10 protein-coding genes are annotated in these 15,547 nt (G+C 45.2%); 4 read left to right on the forward strand and 6 right to left on the reverse strand.

Features of this window, described 5'->3' with window-relative positions:
* Positions 1-96 precede the first annotated feature (96 nt).
* On the forward strand, positions 97-906 hold the full coding sequence (locus tag H5647_RS08095) for a hypothetical protein (protein ID WP_162926330.1): 810 nt from the start codon (positions 97-99) through the stop codon (positions 904-906).
* Positions 903-1,496, forward strand: a complete 594-nt coding sequence (locus tag H5647_RS08100) for a 2OG-Fe(II) oxygenase (RefSeq protein ID WP_045857732.1) — start codon at positions 903-905, stop codon at positions 1,494-1,496. The genes H5647_RS08095 and H5647_RS08100 overlap by 4 nt, the downstream gene beginning before the upstream one ends.
* 2 nt (positions 1,497-1,498) lie before the next feature.
* Here the strand turns inward: H5647_RS08100 and H5647_RS08105 are convergent, their stop codons facing one another.
* From H5647_RS08105 to H5647_RS08115, 3 genes are read right to left on the reverse strand one after another with little or no spacing between them, the layout of a single operon-like run.
* The gene (locus tag H5647_RS08105) at positions 1,499-3,967 is read right to left on the reverse strand and encodes a RiPP maturation radical SAM C-methyltransferase (RefSeq protein ID WP_045857733.1); all 2,469 of its coding nucleotides are present in this window, start codon (positions 3,965-3,967) and stop codon (positions 1,499-1,501) included.
* Positions 3,968-3,969: 2 nt separating this feature from the next.
* Complete coding sequence (locus H5647_RS08110; protein ID WP_045857734.1) at positions 3,970-4,629, reverse strand: 7-cyano-7-deazaguanine synthase; 660 nt, start codon at positions 4,627-4,629, stop codon at positions 3,970-3,972.
* A gap of 2 nt (positions 4,630-4,631) precedes the next feature.
* Positions 4,632-5,042: a 6-pyruvoyl trahydropterin synthase family protein gene (locus H5647_RS08115; RefSeq protein ID WP_045857736.1), complete on the reverse strand. Its 411-nt coding sequence runs from the start codon at positions 5,040-5,042 to the stop codon at positions 4,632-4,634.
* Positions 5,043-5,414: 372 nt separating this feature from the next.
* Between H5647_RS08115 and H5647_RS08120 the strand changes: the two genes are divergently transcribed.
* Both H5647_RS08120 and H5647_RS08125 read left to right on the forward strand, forming a co-directional pair.
* Positions 5,415-7,142 carry a hypothetical protein gene (locus tag H5647_RS08120; RefSeq protein WP_162926332.1) on the forward strand — a complete coding sequence of 576 codons (1,728 nt, stop codon included), beginning with the start codon at positions 5,415-5,417 and terminating at the stop codon, positions 7,140-7,142.
* Positions 7,143-7,608: 466 nt separating this feature from the next.
* A complete protein-coding gene (locus tag H5647_RS08125) occupies positions 7,609-9,153 on the forward strand; it encodes a beta propeller repeat protein (protein ID WP_045857741.1) in 1,545 nt (514 codons plus the stop codon).
* Positions 9,154-9,485: 332 nt separating this feature from the next.
* Here H5647_RS08125 and H5647_RS08130 read toward each other — a convergent pair whose 3' ends face one another.
* From H5647_RS08130 to H5647_RS08140, 3 genes are read right to left on the reverse strand one after another with little or no spacing between them, the layout of a single operon-like run.
* On the reverse strand, positions 9,486-12,149 hold the full coding sequence (locus H5647_RS08130) for an ABC transporter substrate-binding protein (protein WP_045857743.1): 2,664 nt from the start codon (positions 12,147-12,149) through the stop codon (positions 9,486-9,488).
* Complete coding sequence (locus H5647_RS08135) at positions 12,137-13,285, reverse strand: ABC transporter substrate-binding protein (protein WP_236074831.1); 1,149 nt, start codon at positions 13,283-13,285, stop codon at positions 12,137-12,139. Before H5647_RS08135 ends, H5647_RS08130 begins: the two co-directional genes overlap by 13 nt.
* Positions 13,285-15,180 carry an SLC13 family permease gene (locus tag H5647_RS08140; RefSeq protein ID WP_045857745.1) on the reverse strand — a complete coding sequence of 632 codons (1,896 nt, stop codon included), beginning with the start codon at positions 15,178-15,180 and terminating at the stop codon, positions 13,285-13,287. Before H5647_RS08140 ends, H5647_RS08135 begins: the two co-directional genes overlap by 1 nt.
* Positions 15,181-15,547: the final 367 nt, after the last annotated feature.

A 15,547-nucleotide genomic window follows, 5' to 3' on the forward strand; every position in this document is an offset into this window, starting at 1 on the left:
TTTTCGCTTAGCGTAAAATCATACGTATATCCTTGCTATGTTGGCTTGCTTACCTATTCTTATAGGGTTGGTTTAGCGGCAAAAAAAGGACATAAGATGAAACATCTTCTATGGGTATCTATTGCGTGCATGCTCTTAACGGCACCAGTATGTGCAGAGTACGGTCAAACCGGATTGATTAATGTGAACGTAGGTGATTCACCTACGGGCTATACACCGCCTCAGCCGGTGACATTATTTGGCTGTAATAACACCGTATTTAAATCCAGTGTGAGTTGGGGTACTAAAAATCAGGTGGTGGGTGATATACCTTACGGGCATGCTATTTCGGATTCCGGAAAGCCATATTTTATTAGTCAATATTACGTGGCTTCTCCGCCTGCCTACCGCGGCCCTGATAATAAACAATATCCTTTTATCGGCTTAGTAACGCCCGATCGTTTTATCTTCAAAGGTGAGCGGCCAGCTCAAATAGTGGATTTAGATTACAGAATTCTAAGGCCAACTTATCTCAAGGATGTGCCTGTAGATTTCAACTTTAAATACAACAACAAAACCTGTAACGAGCAGAAAGTAACGGCAATTCCAATTAACACCGAATGCAAAAACTTCCCGTGGAATATTGGCGCGTTGGGGGCATCCGGTATCGGGCAATTAAGCCATGATGGAGGCAGAGCTTTTTTGCCGTTTTTAGGTGATAACGTAGATCCATTACAGTGTAATGTTACGCTATTAGACGATGTTGTATTGGCCCACGAGGTGTATTTTTATTCAGCGGAAGGCTTAACTAAAACCATTAATTTAACGGCGTTAGAAGGTGCTTCTAAGAAGGGGGAAAACATAATGAATTTAGTGTGTATGCCTAGAGCGGCAGACGATACTCCTGCCGGTTGTGCTGCACCGTGACGGTATCCAATAGCTATGTAGAGCAAAAAATACTGTACCCCATTCCGTTACTAACGCAGAAAAGCCCTTCGCATGCTATTTGTAAGGGCTTTTTTTCGAGCGACGATTGCGAAACACTGATCGCTATTGCTCAGGCAAAAGGCTACCGCTATTTTGATCAATCCCGTTATGGTGAACCTGGTAAAGTGAGAGTGGAGACTTGTGAAATTTCGCCAAGCGAACGGGAATCCGTTTATGCCAAGGTGGCACGTGAAGCGGTGATGATCAATCAGCAACACTGGCAATTAACTATAACGGGAATTGTCGATCCTTTTCGGGTTTTACGTTACGGCGAAGGTTATTGGTCGCGGCCGCATGTAGATAGGGATTATCGTTTGCCGGATTCACCGAAAATAGCCTGTATTGTACAGCTAGTGGCTAGTACCGATTTTATCGGAGGCGTACTCACAATAGCCGAAACCGATGCGGTTACTTTAGAGCAGGGGGATGCGGTTTTTTTGCCCGCACATGAAATTCATACGGTATCCAAGGTGGGAAAGGGCACTCGAATTGTCATGGCTGCCTGGGTACATGGGCCTGTATTGCGGTAGTGTTAATTAATGGCTTCTGCGCCACCCAAGCTTTCACCAGAAGCTAAGAAGCTGGCATAGCGAAAACCGCACCCTTGTGCTTGGATGTTATAGCGCTGATTATCGATGTGACAATGTGTGGCGTTAAGTATTAGGGTGTTGTTGGCGCCATCGTTGTACTGTAGTTCACCAGAAGTGTTGCTGGTTATGTCTACCGATAGCGAACAAGAACCCGACGCGAAACCACTTAGCCGCTCTAACGTGGCTTCCATGCGGTGCTTCTGCCCAGTTTTATAGAGTTGCCCTTGTAGGCGATAGCTTGTTGTTCCCCAAAACGATTCAACCACACAAATACCCTGTACATCGCATGTACCTGCCTGCGCGTCAAAAAACCGTTCGAAGTCAATATTCAGTACGACGTAATCGCGGGCAATTTCTTTGGTTGGGCTAGGGGCAGCGTGGTGCCACGCTTGTTGCTCAGAGTGTGTTTGCGCGCGCGCAAGGTTTCTCTGCTCAACCAGCGTTGTAGAGGCGTGAGGGGCCAGTGAAGCCATGCTAGGTGTTTCTGTGTCGGTCTGCAGTACCACCAGAGAAATAAGCCGCTGCTTCTCTTGTATTATTAATCCGTGGCTATGCATACAGGTTAAAAATTCGGCTACGCGTTCATCAGAGCCTAATTCGGTCTCGGGTGCGTGGCTATTCGCGAATTCTGCTAGACGTGTCACGGTGACTATTTTGTCTGCTTCCAGCAATAGCTGTTTGAATAAGCCTTTCACCGTAAGCCATTGGTTGCGGGCATCGGGCCGGCTATCGTAAATGAGTACGCTGTCTTGCGTGGTGAAACCCAGTAGAGCACCGCGCTGCCGGGTATTCATCCATTGCTGCGCTACGCGCTCTAATGAATCACCGAGAAAACTTTGCGCCGTACGCGGTTCGCCGTCGCTGCCTTTTTCGTGATAGTCAAAATCAAAGGTGTAGCATAAATCGTGTTGGTTCTGTTGGGAAAAAGGGTACATTATCTGCATTATTTCGGGCGGGCGAATATTGCCAAGCTGGTAGTTTTCCGGCCGATTAAAGTAGGGGCTAAAACGATCCAGTTCTATAGCAAAATATTTTTTTGGGTGTTGTAAATGTAGAATCAATGGCACCAATGCGCTGCATTGTTGATAGTCCTCATGGGTTTCACCGGGGAACCCATACAGCATGTTCCAAATGGGGTAAATACCATATTGGGAACACCATTTTAGTAGCTGTACATTTTGCAATAATGTACAGCCTTTCCCCATAAGCGTAAGGATACGGCTGTTTAAACTCTCGATACCGGGTTGCAGTATTTGTACACCAGCGTTGGCAAGTTCGTATACTTGTGATTTATTTAGGTTGGCCTTGGTTTCAAAAAAGGTGGGAATATTGGGCGCAATATCCGCAAGTTGTGGGATTAATGTTCCAAAATATTGTAGATCTAATATTTGATCGGCGGGTTGCATGAGCAACACGCCTTGAGGCTTCATATATTTATCATGCAGGTAAGCTATTTCGTCGAGCGCTCGTTGAGGCGATTTACTTCGAAACGCCATGGTAAGGCCATTAAGCCCACAAAAAGTACAGTGACTTTTTGCCCCCCACCAACAGCCTCGGGCGGTTTCATAATTTAAATGCGGTTTTAGCGAGGGAAAATAGAGGTTGAATGCGTTAAAGAAGTCATCGAAGTCGGGGTAAGGTAGTGAATCCATATCATTGATAAAGTCGCCCGTTTTTTTAGGCGGCTTTACCCTATTGCCTATGGCATGGCGTGAGCCGACTCCTGCAAATTGGTGAAGTGTTTCATCCAGTGTGGTTTCGTCTTCCAGCAACGCCGTAATAAATTGCGGAAATGTTGTATCCGCTTCGCCAGAAAATACGTAATCAATAAACGGAAAGCAGCGCATTAACGCTAGCCCCATATCGCTTTCCACATTGGGGCCGCCAAACACTAACTGAATAGTGGGGTGCCGTTCTTTTATACGCCGTGCCAGAGACAATGCCGCAATGTTTTGTTGAAACATACTGGTGAAACCAACGATACGGTATTGCGACCAGTTAACGCACTCTAGTTGGCGTTCAACAAATTGTTCAGCAGCGAATTGAGCCGTGGCGACGGTATCCTGCAAACTTGGGAAGTCAGCTGCCATATTTCTTGGCTTGTTATCAGGGAATGCCAAACGCCAAAAAGTGTCGGTTAATTCCTGCGAGGGTTCGCCATACAGCGCGCGATAGAATATCCAGTCGCCAAGATGGCTAGCGCCGCCATGGGCAATACGCTGGTAAAATGTATAGCCAATCGCTTGGGTGAACTCCAGATTCAAATAGTGCAGGTCTGCGTTTATGTGGCGCTGACGTAATCCTGATTTTAATAGTGATAAACCCAATGAAGGCATATAAGGCAGGCCGAAGGGCATAGACACCAGAGCAACCTGCGCTAGTGTGGTTTCTTGTTCAGCGCTTTGTATCATGGTCACACCATTGTTGCGCAAGCGTATTGCGTCGTGTCGTCAATACCAACTTTTAAAAAGGCCTGCTGGCGTTCAAAGCATTTATTACATTCCCCGCAGTGTTGTTGATGGCGTGGCGCATTGCAGGTTAGCGTTAGCCCTAAAGGCAGGCTGTTATAGCGTTTTATCAAATCATTTTTCTTTTTGTGTCGAAAGGGCGCCAATATCTCAATTTTATGGCTTAAAGCAGTGCTTAAAAGGCAAGATAATTGCTGAAAAAATTCATCGCTGGCATCGGGAAAGGGGTTGCCCTCCAGTGAACCAACGGCAATTTTATTAACCCCGTGTTGATGGCACCAAATGGCAGCCGCCGTAAACAATAAGACATTCCTTGCGGGCAAAAATACCATTTCATCAGGGGCGTCGGCTGCGGGCACACCGTCGCCGCTGACACTCCAGTGATCGCCATAAAGGCGATTTACCGGAAAATTTAAAATCTCAAGAGTGCGAATGTTTGGGTGATTCAGAGCATCCACAAATTGCCGCAGGGCGTGTTGCTCAGGTTGTTCCCACGCCAAGCCTTGCGCAACGTATATGGGCGTCACTTTGTGTTGTTGGGCGAGATGAAATAGCAGTATTGCGCTGTCCATGCCGCCGCTGCTTAAAACAGCGATAGATTCCATGTTTACTCACCGCAATAAGTGGCGCAACCATTCTCGGTTTCCCATAGGCGCATCTTTGATACGTTAAGGTTGTGGGAAAGCAGGTGTTTGTATATTTCTTTAGCGATGTTTTCGGCGGTGGGGTTGTCGTCCATCAGGTAGAGCGGTTCTTCGCAATCCCTTAAAACGGAGACTAAGGGGTCATCTTTAAACAGCAGCATTTTGTGATCCATATTGTCGTCAATCCATTGCTTGGCAATACGTTTAATCTCGCCAAAATCAATCACCATACCTAGCTCATCTACGGTATTTGAAGTGATTTCTATCTCAAGGCGGCCATTGTGTCCATGCAGGTGCTTACACTTACCGTTGTAATTGAATAAGCGGTGGCCGTAACAAAAATCGATAACTTTGATAACGCTGAATTGTTCCATTACCCCGTTTTCCTTTCGAGTGTGAGTCGCCTGATCCACCACGAACTACGTGGGTATGTGTGCTGCTGTAACCGGGGATCAACGACAAGACGATGGCTGTTTTTATTATGGCATCAAGATAAGGCGTCTATCGTGCGAGAGCAGACCAACCGCGATTAATGCTTAAAATTTTTGTTAATGTCTATTGGTTTAAAATATTATAGCTACACTTCACGGCGTGTGCCCAAAGTAACCTTGTATTTGTATAAAGAGGGGTTGGGCGCCTGCAATATATCCGTCGATCAATAATTGTATAGTCTCAGCGTTAATACACAGCCATCTGGTTGGCAGATATTTATCAATGTTTGTAAGGTATCTATCAGGGAGAAAAGCATGAGAGGCAATTGGTTTAATAAGATTATGTTACCGTCGTTATTGTTGTGCGGCATCAGTTCAACATTAATGGCAGGCCCTTCGGCAACGGCAGGTAGTTGTGATACATCTCCTTCCACAGCCATTAGGGCGAAATCGCAACCGCCGTGTGACTTTCCAGCAGGCGCGACGATGGACCAACTAAACTTGGCGCGTTTCGCATGGAATACCTTTGTCAGTTTGGCGTGGCCCGCAGAAAACCCAACCGTTGCCCCGTTTAAACGGGGTGTGCCTAAGGGCAGTGCCTACGGTGATTCCAGTGTGATTGTTTGGGATACGTTTCGTGAAAAGCGAGAGCTGTTTCAGACTCGCCGCTCTAAAACCAACACTGGTGACGCGCAATACGTGTGTAATGGCGTTACTACCTCAGGTGCTCCGGTCAAGCAATCGGATGCTTACTATTATTACTGGAATACGCCCACCGCATGGGATACCAATCAAGCCCCACCCACTACAGGGCCAAATCCTCAGGTTAAGGCGTGCCCCGGAACCCCGGCGACAGGTGGCGTGTTTAATTACTTGGACGAAACCGATGAGATTGGCTTGGCCGTACTGTGGCAGAAAGATGCTAATCCCACCGAAGACAACCTCATTCGCTACGAAGTGAAATTAAACAAAAGTTACTACGAGCATATTCAGGGGGATCAGTTGTGGTGTACCTCAACGCTGGACAACAAAATTGGCGATGTTAGTGGCGCGGACGGCCCAGCCAAAGTAGGTAAAGTATTGTTGCCCATTGGCAGTAATAAAACCGGCGACGAGGGCACAATTCTAGTGAAAACGGCCTGGAAAAAGCTTAGCGCTACGGAAAAATCCAGCGGTGAATATTTAACAAAAACCGCTTTGTATTATGAAGGGAATAGTGGCGAGCCTTGTTATACTTACGGCACTTTTGGCTTGATTGCGGTGCACATTATTCGTAAAACGGAATCGTTCCCGCACTTTCTCTTTACAACCTTCGAGCATAAAAACAACACGCCGGGCCAGTTTAATTATGCAAACGTGGGTTCTGCAGCACTGGCCGTTAATCCATATGGCATTCCCTACGGTAACCCGCATGCTAACTTTGCACGGCCTAAAACCGGTTCGTATCCCATCAAAGATAATTTAGTCTCACCACCATACCCAGCCAATAAATTGATTAAACCGGCCAGTGCAGTGGTGAAAGCGAATTTAGAGGCCGATAAGGTAAACAGTGCAACGGTGTGGAAGAATTACCAGCTTGTGGGTGTTCAGTACAAGCCGGTTTCCGCTCCCGCCAACGCCACTACCGGCAAGTACTATTTAAGTGGCCACCCGGCTTTGGATGTGCCAAAAACATCGGATATAGTGCGTGGTGATGGTTTCTACCCATCTTATTTTGACGATCAGGATTTCTACTTGGCCAATGCGGTCGTTGAAACTAACCAGCGCTTTCAGTTCTTTACCGGTAATTTCAGCGTACCTACGGTGGATAATGTAGTGCTTTACAAAAATGGCGACCCAAGCAAACCACGTCAGAAGACCGTTAATATGGGAGGGTGTATGGGCTGCCATGGCGTAGCGCAAACACAGGGTACGGATTTCAGTTTTACACTGAACAATCAGCTTTCTGCCCCAACGTCGTTGTCGGCAGGTAATCTCGCAGAAACGTGTGAATCGATTGCCGGTAAATACAACGCGAGCACTGGCGCGTGTACAGCTAACTAACGCCTTACCGTTTACATAAGGCCCCCAAGGTGAATGCGCTGGGGGCTTTTTTATTGTCTTACCGAAATAGAAAAGCGTCTAATGATATAATTACTGGGTTTTAGGGGGCTCTATTTCATCGCCTTCAACTACGTCTCGCCCGAGGCAAACCCAATTGTTTATATCGTCATCCTCATAGGGTGGGCCAGAGTCTTCCAATAGGGTCTTGTAGTCATTAATGTGGTGTTCACTCAGTGCGAGTAATAGTCACGTCGTGTTATTTCCTTGCCGTATAACGTTTTTTGTATTTTAAGCGTATTTAAAATACGCCCTTTAATAAAAGCAATAACGTCCGCACTCAAAAAACCACACTACAGATTAATGCTTTTGGCTTAGTGGCAGGCATAAAAGTGCTGATTGCATTTTTATCAATCTCTCATTTATAGTTTAGCAATTGTCGAATAATAAATTTAAGGTCACATGTCTAATGGTTCGAATAGTGCTTCTACTTTTAATCCTCACCGGTTGCACTAGTACACAAATCGCGCAATCACCGGCAGAACTTTTTACTACTCACGGTTACGCTTACATCGCACTGCCCAAGACCGAGCGTTTGACCATTGAAGTAATCGAAGTAGCTACCGGTAAAAGTTATAGCTTGCAGCCCAGAGCGTCGGATTATGCCTCGTTAGGTTATTGGTTGCCGGCGGGTGACTATCGCTTTAAAGCTATGGGCGAATATAAACTTACTGACTACGATGCATTCTCAATTGAGGCTGGCCGATTAACCAACCTTGGTGCTTTCGCTTCGTTTGATATAGGTGAAGATAACTTTGTGTTCTTACCCTTTCGGCACGCCTCGTTAGACGCAGAAGTTCGGGCGGTTATGGGGGAGAACGCTTCTTGGTTAAGTGGCTCTGTAATAGAGTGGGAAATGTCAGTTCGCCCCGAGCCAATGAAGCGTGTATATGAAAGTACGGGGTTGGGCTTGATTGTTGATGCGCTAACGGCCTACGAGCGTAAAGTGAATCAAGTATCATTGAATGAACAATTAAAAGAGACCACCGATCTAAAGGCTTTTTTTAACCTGGCTCGGTCTACTGCTTCTCCTGCTTCCATCGAATCCGCTATGGATAGTAACGGCAATCTATATTTCGGCGCTGAATGGGGTCAAATTAGAGTGCGAAATACCCAAGGGGAATGGCATTCAATTGATACGGGAACATTGGAAAAAATTAACGATGTTGCCTTACATGGCAATACCTTGATCGCGGTAACGGACAAGGGGCACCTTCGTTACAGTGCGGATATGGGCCGCCATTGGCGGCAAATCGATATCGCTATCGAGGCTCAAGTCTTTTACGATATCGACTATGTTGATGGTAGATGGATGGTAGTGGGGGCGACGACTACATTTAATAATTTGGGGCATAGATTACTGACCAATATATTGGTTTACGCCTTGCCTGAAAACGACTTGAAATCCATTAAGTTGGTTCATCAAAACGAAATAAGTCAAACGTATTATTTTATGCCGCTTCATGCTGAGAGTAATGCCGATTCCTATATTTTGTACAATTTCACTGATTTGATGCGTTTAGACTTATCTACTGATCAATGGGCCAAAATTACGCCACCAAAGCAGGTTAATGGTTTTAATATTTCTCCTGATGGAAAAGTGATTAGTGCGTTTTTAAATGGCGGCATGTTCTCAAACTTGTTTTACTCCATGGATAACGGTGAGAGCTGGACTAAAATGCCGCAGCCTTCCTACCCTACGATTGATGTCGTTATGACCTCGCCTAACGAGGGTCGCGCGGTACGCTATGATGTGGGTGCATTTAGTGTTCAGTTAGAAATTAACGAATATAGTGCAGCCAATAAAAAATGGAAGAAAACGGTTGATGCTCCAAAAGCTTGTACACAGATCTTAACGGATAATAACCGTACGCCGCGATTTTGTGTAACTCGTGGGGGTAGCCTCTTTGCGCTGACTGATGGTGAGTGGGTGCCGGAATTTTTGCTAAATTAAGGGGCTTGCCTTACCTTTCAGTAGGCAATAGTTTATTGTCTTTTATGAAAAAAATGGCTAAGCCCTTGTTAATTATTTCTATTTTTCTTTGTACCTGAATTTGGGTGACTCGCCTGAATTCAGGTACACCTGCCTTAACTAAAACAAGCTTATCCTTTATTCACTACACAGAAAAGCACGCGTCCCTGTGTATGCTTGTCGAGTAAGCGCTTGAATTTTCGCGTAGTCGGCTTGTAATGTGTTAAGCGACAATCGCCGTATAGTGTTTGTTATTCTGACGAGCAAATTCACTTCAGGTGCTCGCTCTTTTTTAGCCGCTTTGATGGATCCCGTTAGGCAGGTTTATTAAGTTCGTCGTCTACGACCTCATCAGTGGTTGGTAAAACATCCTTTTGTAGCCGTTTCACGATGGTGGATTTCGCAATTTCACCATTGGGTACGGATACCAATGAACCTTCTGTATTTAATAAAAAAGTGCTACGCCAACTGATGTTTTTTACCACGCCCGACGCCCCACCCGCAATCTCTATCTCGTCGCCGATGCAAAACGGGCGCTCAATATTGAGTACGACCCCAGCGAAGAGGTCGACCAGATTAGGTTGTAACGCCAAACCCAGAATCAAAGTAACAAGGCCTGATGTAGCCAGTAAGCTGGTTAAGTCTTTATCAAAGACAAAGCCAATGATGGCTAAAATTGCTAGCGAATAACATATTACGAAGGTGAGAGACCGAAAAATAGTAGGCGTAATACGCTGTTGTTCGGCGTGACCAGAGACGGAGCCTGCCTTATCTAGAATATCCCATAAATAAACGTTAATCCCTTTACTGAGTGTGGCGGCGAACAACAACCACCACAACATATCAAACAGGGTGGATATGGGGAGCAATAGCGCCATATGAGAGACCTTCGTTGCCCAAGCGAGCAGCAGAGGCTCCAGCGTCAATAAAATAAAGGCGTGGATTACACTGTTCAGTATGTACAGTTTTTGCGGTAACCACGCCAATAAAAATGCCACACATACCCAACCAAATAGGCTGAATTTAAAAATCATTTTCTCCAAATTGGGGGGCACAATACCGCGCAACGAAAAATTATTTTTGTTAACAATAGCCATGGTAGAAAACTTTGAAAATTTCAAATCTCTTGTGTCTGTCATCAGCAAAGCGGGGTCGCCAAACGTTGGCTTTGTGAGTGTGCTTTGAAACGAAACCGGGGGCCGTACAGTCCATGCCTCTGGGTCTAGGCCATAGTTCGCTCGTGCAAGGGCCTGATTGTTGGCGTTCTCCATATCCCGCGCATACACTAGTTTTTGTCGTGGTAAAGTTGCGTGGTTGAAATCTATACGGGCCACATATTCGCCAAAATTACTGCGTCCTCGCTGCTGGTTAAGGCTAAAGGTGCGCGTTGCAGCATAACGCCGATACTCCACTTTCATCTCTGCATCGCCCTCTAGCCCGGTGATACTTGACACTCTCGAGCGAGCAACCAATTCGCTGGCGTCTAATTGTTTGCGATCAATAGCATTAATAAATTCGATATTATCGAAATCAATACCCTTCGGGCCGCGAAACCATAGTAAAAAGTCTGCGGTAAACGAATTATCGGCTATTGAAACCCTCGAAATATTGAGAATTTCTAATGCTGAATACACCACATTTTTAATTTCATATTCATTATTTTGGAGGTCGATTTGAATAGGCGTAGAAATAAATGAATCATCCAAAAATTGACCCATCTGGATCGTTTCTCTAACAACATTACCGTGTTCATCAAAAAAAATGGCATTGGCCAATCCGGCTACCGAGGTTTCCGGTGTTCTAATGTCGTGCAAGGCCTCGCTCAGTTTAGCGCGCATTGCCTGAACACCGTCCTCAGGATTTAGATCGCTGTTATTGAGCGCAGTAACCACCGTGTGAATGGCATCATAATAGGCTGCAGCAGAAGAATCCGGCATTTCACCATAGGCTTTTAAATACCGGCTGTAAAAATTGAGCCCTGTTTCGCCTGCCGTGTCGAATACGATAGGGCTAAGTGCATACAAATTTTTTGTATAGAAACCGGGCTGTTCCTGTTCTCGAGGGAGGTTTTTGAAATGTTGAGAAAATACACGTTTGCCAATAGATGCCCCACCAATAATAATCATATTCTCGGTGGTTTTTTCCTCACGTAAAGCGCGTATTATTTTCTTTCCTTCGTTGTCGTGAGTGGCCAAAAATATGATTTGATAGGATGGTCGTTTACTTTCGTCATTTGACTGTTGTAAGTGTTGTGCAAATTGGTAGGCATCATCCATGGAAAAACTGTCGCCCACGGCAATATCAAAAACACTTAAATCAATTTTGTTCGACTTTTCTGTCTGCCTTTCTATTTCATTACGAAAAGCGTCCATCATCGAAGCCCCATAGGGATCACGCGTTTGCACTACTGCGATTTTGAGAGGAAAGCTAAACAGTGCCGAATTTTCAATATAACGTGCTATCGATTTCCCCTGCGCCTTGTTGTCAGGTACAACTCGAAACGACCATGGATTGTTTTCGGTTATATCTGGCCCAGTGGCTGAGCCGCCAACAACAGGAATTTCAAACTCCTGGTATATTTTTGCTGCAGGAGTTGATACATCTGAAGACCTGTGCCCAATAACCGCAATATTATCCTCCGCAACAATCTTGTTCTGAATAATACTGCGTAGAAAACTAGGGTTATCGTTGTTTTGGTCATCGTACACGTTGATTTTTATTGGCCGCTGCCCTTCAATCAAATTGGCGTTGTAGGTATTTTGGTAAAGCAAAACGCTTTGCCGCATAATTCTACCCTTTTGCATACCCTCTGCGTCGCCCTCTGCCCCTTTTACCGTCATTGGCCCCACAACGGCAATATTTACCGGCGTTTTTGTGGAGAACAGAAGTGGGTATTCGACCAGAGCAGCGGCATAAACAGCGATTAAAACTATCATTGCCACTAACCAAAAATATTGGGCGGGTTTTAGTGTTGGCATCCTTTGGCTCTCGTATAATATTGGTCGGTTGTTCGGGCAAAAACTTCCAATATGTTGGGTAACGTAACGCCTCGCCGCGCTAATGAACAAGCATTTACCGCCACAAGATACTGGTGTGATACACCGATTTTTTCAGTGGTTGTGTTGGCACCGTCATCGCTTTCCGGCTGTGCCGCCTGCCGATAGGCTCTACGCCCCAACTCATAGGGTGAAACACCAACCGACAACATAAAGCCATCTTCGCTGGAAAACCCGTTCAAACCAATAATGGGCACGGAGGCGTTGCGTTCCGTCCAATCGGCAACATCGGCGGGGTCTGCATATAACCGCATACCATCGATTGTATCCTCAGGTTTCTCTAGCTTGAGTTTTCGATAGCCATCCACCAGCAAAAAATCTGCATTATCTTTTGTGATGGCGGCTACATATTCTTGCCACTCGGAAAAGGTTTCAATAATGGGTGAACGACTAAACTCAACTTCCTTCCAATCGGGCTTACGTTCTACAGACGCAAGGTATTCTGCATCCTGCTTGGCTGTTGCAGACGCATCTTGAAGGAAATGTACGCGAGTATGATTGCCATGAAGGCTTTTGTTGCGCCCTTTTAGCAGGCGAATAACCTCAACCACGCTCGCCACAGGGATTCTTTCGAGTGTACCCTGCACGTTTTGCGCATCGTTATAGCACTGCCCCGGTTTTCTTTCGTCGGTCATACAGTAATTGTTTATATCACCATTTACACCGGAAAATACAATGCGCATATCAGGCTTATTCAGGTAGTAGGGGGCGACGACATATTGCTGAGCAATATCATCAAATGCGATAAGGATATCGGGTTGGTATAGGTCTATTGATTTTTTGGCAAGAATGGTGGGGTCTTGAGCATCTTCTGCCGTCTCAAAAGGAATGTTTTTAGCATTCATGTAGTAATAGCGAACATCGTAGTTCGAAGCAATATTCGCATTTTCCGCGATTGCTTTTCGGATACCCGCGTTGACCTGTTGCGTCCAAGCGTAGTCTGTATTGTAACTATGCAAAATAAAAATACGTTTTTGTTTCGCACTATTTAATAGCACCAGTACGGACGTTGAAAGTAAGAATAACAGCATGGAGATAGTGCGTATGGATTGTCGCATTAGAGTAACCCCATGCTTGCCCAATAGGGCATGCTGGCATAGACGGCAATTAATTTAATGAGAGTTATAACAATATTCAGTAGCAGCATTTTCTGTTCGCCTGCAGGTACCACCCCTTTTGTTAATTCTTGGAACAACAGATAATAGGACGCCTGATAAGGCCGATAAAAACTTTCTGCAAACAATAAAATAAGAAAGCCAATAAGCCAAGGGTTAACCGTGAGGTTGGTGGAAACGGGAATTAATAATGTGGCAAAAATAACCACTGTGGCGTTTATGGGTAACACTACCCTAACTGCTGCCAGCGACAATGCTAGCACCAGAATAAACACCTCCATGTTGCTGCCCATTAACCCCGTGAGAAATCCCATTTGGTTCATCAACCAGATATCAAGGTGGGTTTCGCGAATAACGGCTACCATGCCAATTAGGGAACCCAAAAAAACCAAAAAACTCCAGTCGATAGCGGCCCGAAATTGTTTCTGTTCTAAAAAGCCAAACATCACCAGATAAAACATAATTGCCATGGCTACCCAGGCAATATCGATTTTGTGGATAGTGGAAAACATCAGGCCTAGCAATAATACGGTTAACCCCAGCAAGCCAGACCATTCAGCGCTGTTCACCGGCCCAAGTAGTTTGTCCTGCTCGGCAATCACATCCTTACATATTACAAATTTTTCAGGATTGCGAAATATAACCCAGCTGGCAATCGCATATAGAGCGGCAATCACCACGCCAACAACTATAGACGCAAGCAACCAGTTAACCCATTGAAACGATTCTTGCACCTGTACGGGCAGCATGCCGAGCACAACAAAGTTTATGGATTTGCTGCTTACAAATATGGGTGATAGCAACGAGGTGCCAAACAGTAAGCTCGCTTTTAATCTAGGCCCTTCGGTTTCTCGTACTTTTTTTGATGCACTCGATAACATTTCGGCCAAAAAGGGAGAAACAATGGTTATACGCCCGTTAGTGGTAGGAATAAAAGGCGTTAGCAGAGTACCAATGGAGAAAAAACTGAGGTTATACCAAAGCTTGCTCGCTGGACCAATACGCAATAACTTTATAAGGGTTCGGTAGCTCAAACCGGATGTTTTAATAACCACGCTTAATCCGAGAATACTCATTGCCAGAAAAAAGCTGTCGCTGGAAAAACCACTAAAAGCGGTTTTGGCTGGGCTAATACCCATTAATACAGCGCTTAAGATGGAAAATAATCCGGTAATGTAATCGGGCAATAACCGAAACACCCACATTATTCCGCAGGTACTTAAAATTGCTGCGTAGGTAATAGCGTTAGAGGTGAGCGACGAATCGGATCTAAAGCTATCCAGCCCGTAATATAATGCCACTGGTGCCACGAGAGTTAACAGCCAGCCAACCAAGGTGCTTGTTTTTATTGTTGGCTGCCACGTTTCCGCGCGCGCTATTGCCATTGCCGGTTTCCCAGACAATCGCTGATGGAATAGGTCAATAATGGATTTCTTAAAATGCGTGTGGGCAATTTGTAAACGAATAAAATCCGTCGACATTTCAATAACGGTTGTCTCGGTTTTCGCGATAGCCGTGTATATATAAGTGTCCATACCTATTGCCGATTCTTCACCCAAAAAGCCATCAATCGGTATTGTGTTTTCTTCCAGGGTCAGTTCAACCTGCCCACGCTGTAGAAAATATAGGCTGTTCGCAGGCGCGCCTTGCCGATAGAGGGTTTCCCCAGCGGCAACTTCTCTTGTAGAAGCATGCGCCATACAGCGAGCAAGATCTTCTTTTTTACAACCGCTGAAAATAGGGTGATCGACTAAAAACTGGCTAATATCGGACGTGCTAGAGCGTGTACCTTGTTCGCCAAAATTAATTGCATCAGTTGCGGTATGGCTGTTCTCCATATTCGGGTTATGTCCATTTTTAGGGATGTAAGAAACGTGTAATTTGGCTGCTGTGACAGTGTTACGCGAAGTATAGTAGCACAACTACCCAATGCGGCAGATGAGCGTAAAACAAACAAATAAAGTATTCGTTAAGGTGCGTTGTTTCTGAGGGGAAATGCTGCCTATACAAATTGAAAATATAACAAGCCGGCTTATGTTGGCCAGAAAAGCTATGAGACACTTACGGAAAAAATAAGGCTTAAGCCATATGAGCATTTTATGTGGGGTAAGTTGGCCTCTTTACATGCACCGGAAATTAAAAATGCGGTACGCTCGGATCATTACACATTTGAAATAATTAGTGCTCCAGAGCATAGCGTAGATC

The organism is Teredinibacter purpureus, from assembly GCF_014217335.1.
Lineage (GTDB): Bacteria > Pseudomonadota > Gammaproteobacteria > Pseudomonadales > Cellvibrionaceae > Teredinibacter > Teredinibacter purpureus.

What these genes read in the sequence shown, in the direction of transcription:
- H5647_RS08095 (WP_162926330.1), top strand. Translation starts at nt 97, where the DNA reads ATGAAACATCTTCTATGGGTATCTATTGCGTGCATGCTCTTAACGGCA.
- H5647_RS08105 (WP_045857733.1), bottom strand. Translation starts at nt 3,967, where the DNA reads ATGATACAAAGCGCTGAACAAGAAACCACACTAGCGCAGGTTGCTCTG.
- H5647_RS08110 (WP_045857734.1), bottom strand. Translation starts at nt 4,629, where the DNA reads ATGGAATCTATCGCTGTTTTAAGCAGCGGCGGCATGGACAGCGCAATA.
- H5647_RS08115 (WP_045857736.1), bottom strand. Translation starts at nt 5,042, where the DNA reads ATGGAACAATTCAGCGTTATCAAAGTTATCGATTTTTGTTACGGCCAC.
- H5647_RS08120 (WP_162926332.1), top strand. Translation starts at nt 5,415, where the DNA reads ATGAGAGGCAATTGGTTTAATAAGATTATGTTACCGTCGTTATTGTTG.
- H5647_RS08125 (WP_045857741.1), top strand. Translation starts at nt 7,609, where the DNA reads ATGGTTCGAATAGTGCTTCTACTTTTAATCCTCACCGGTTGCACTAGT.
- H5647_RS08130 (WP_045857743.1), bottom strand. Translation starts at nt 12,149, where the DNA reads ATGCCAACACTAAAACCCGCCCAATATTTTTGGTTAGTGGCAATGATA.
- H5647_RS08135 (WP_236074831.1), bottom strand. Translation starts at nt 13,285, where the DNA reads ATGCGACAATCCATACGCACTATCTCCATGCTGTTATTCTTACTTTCA.
- H5647_RS08140 (WP_045857745.1), bottom strand. Translation starts at nt 15,180, where the DNA reads ATGGAGAACAGCCATACCGCAACTGATGCAATTAATTTTGGCGAACAA.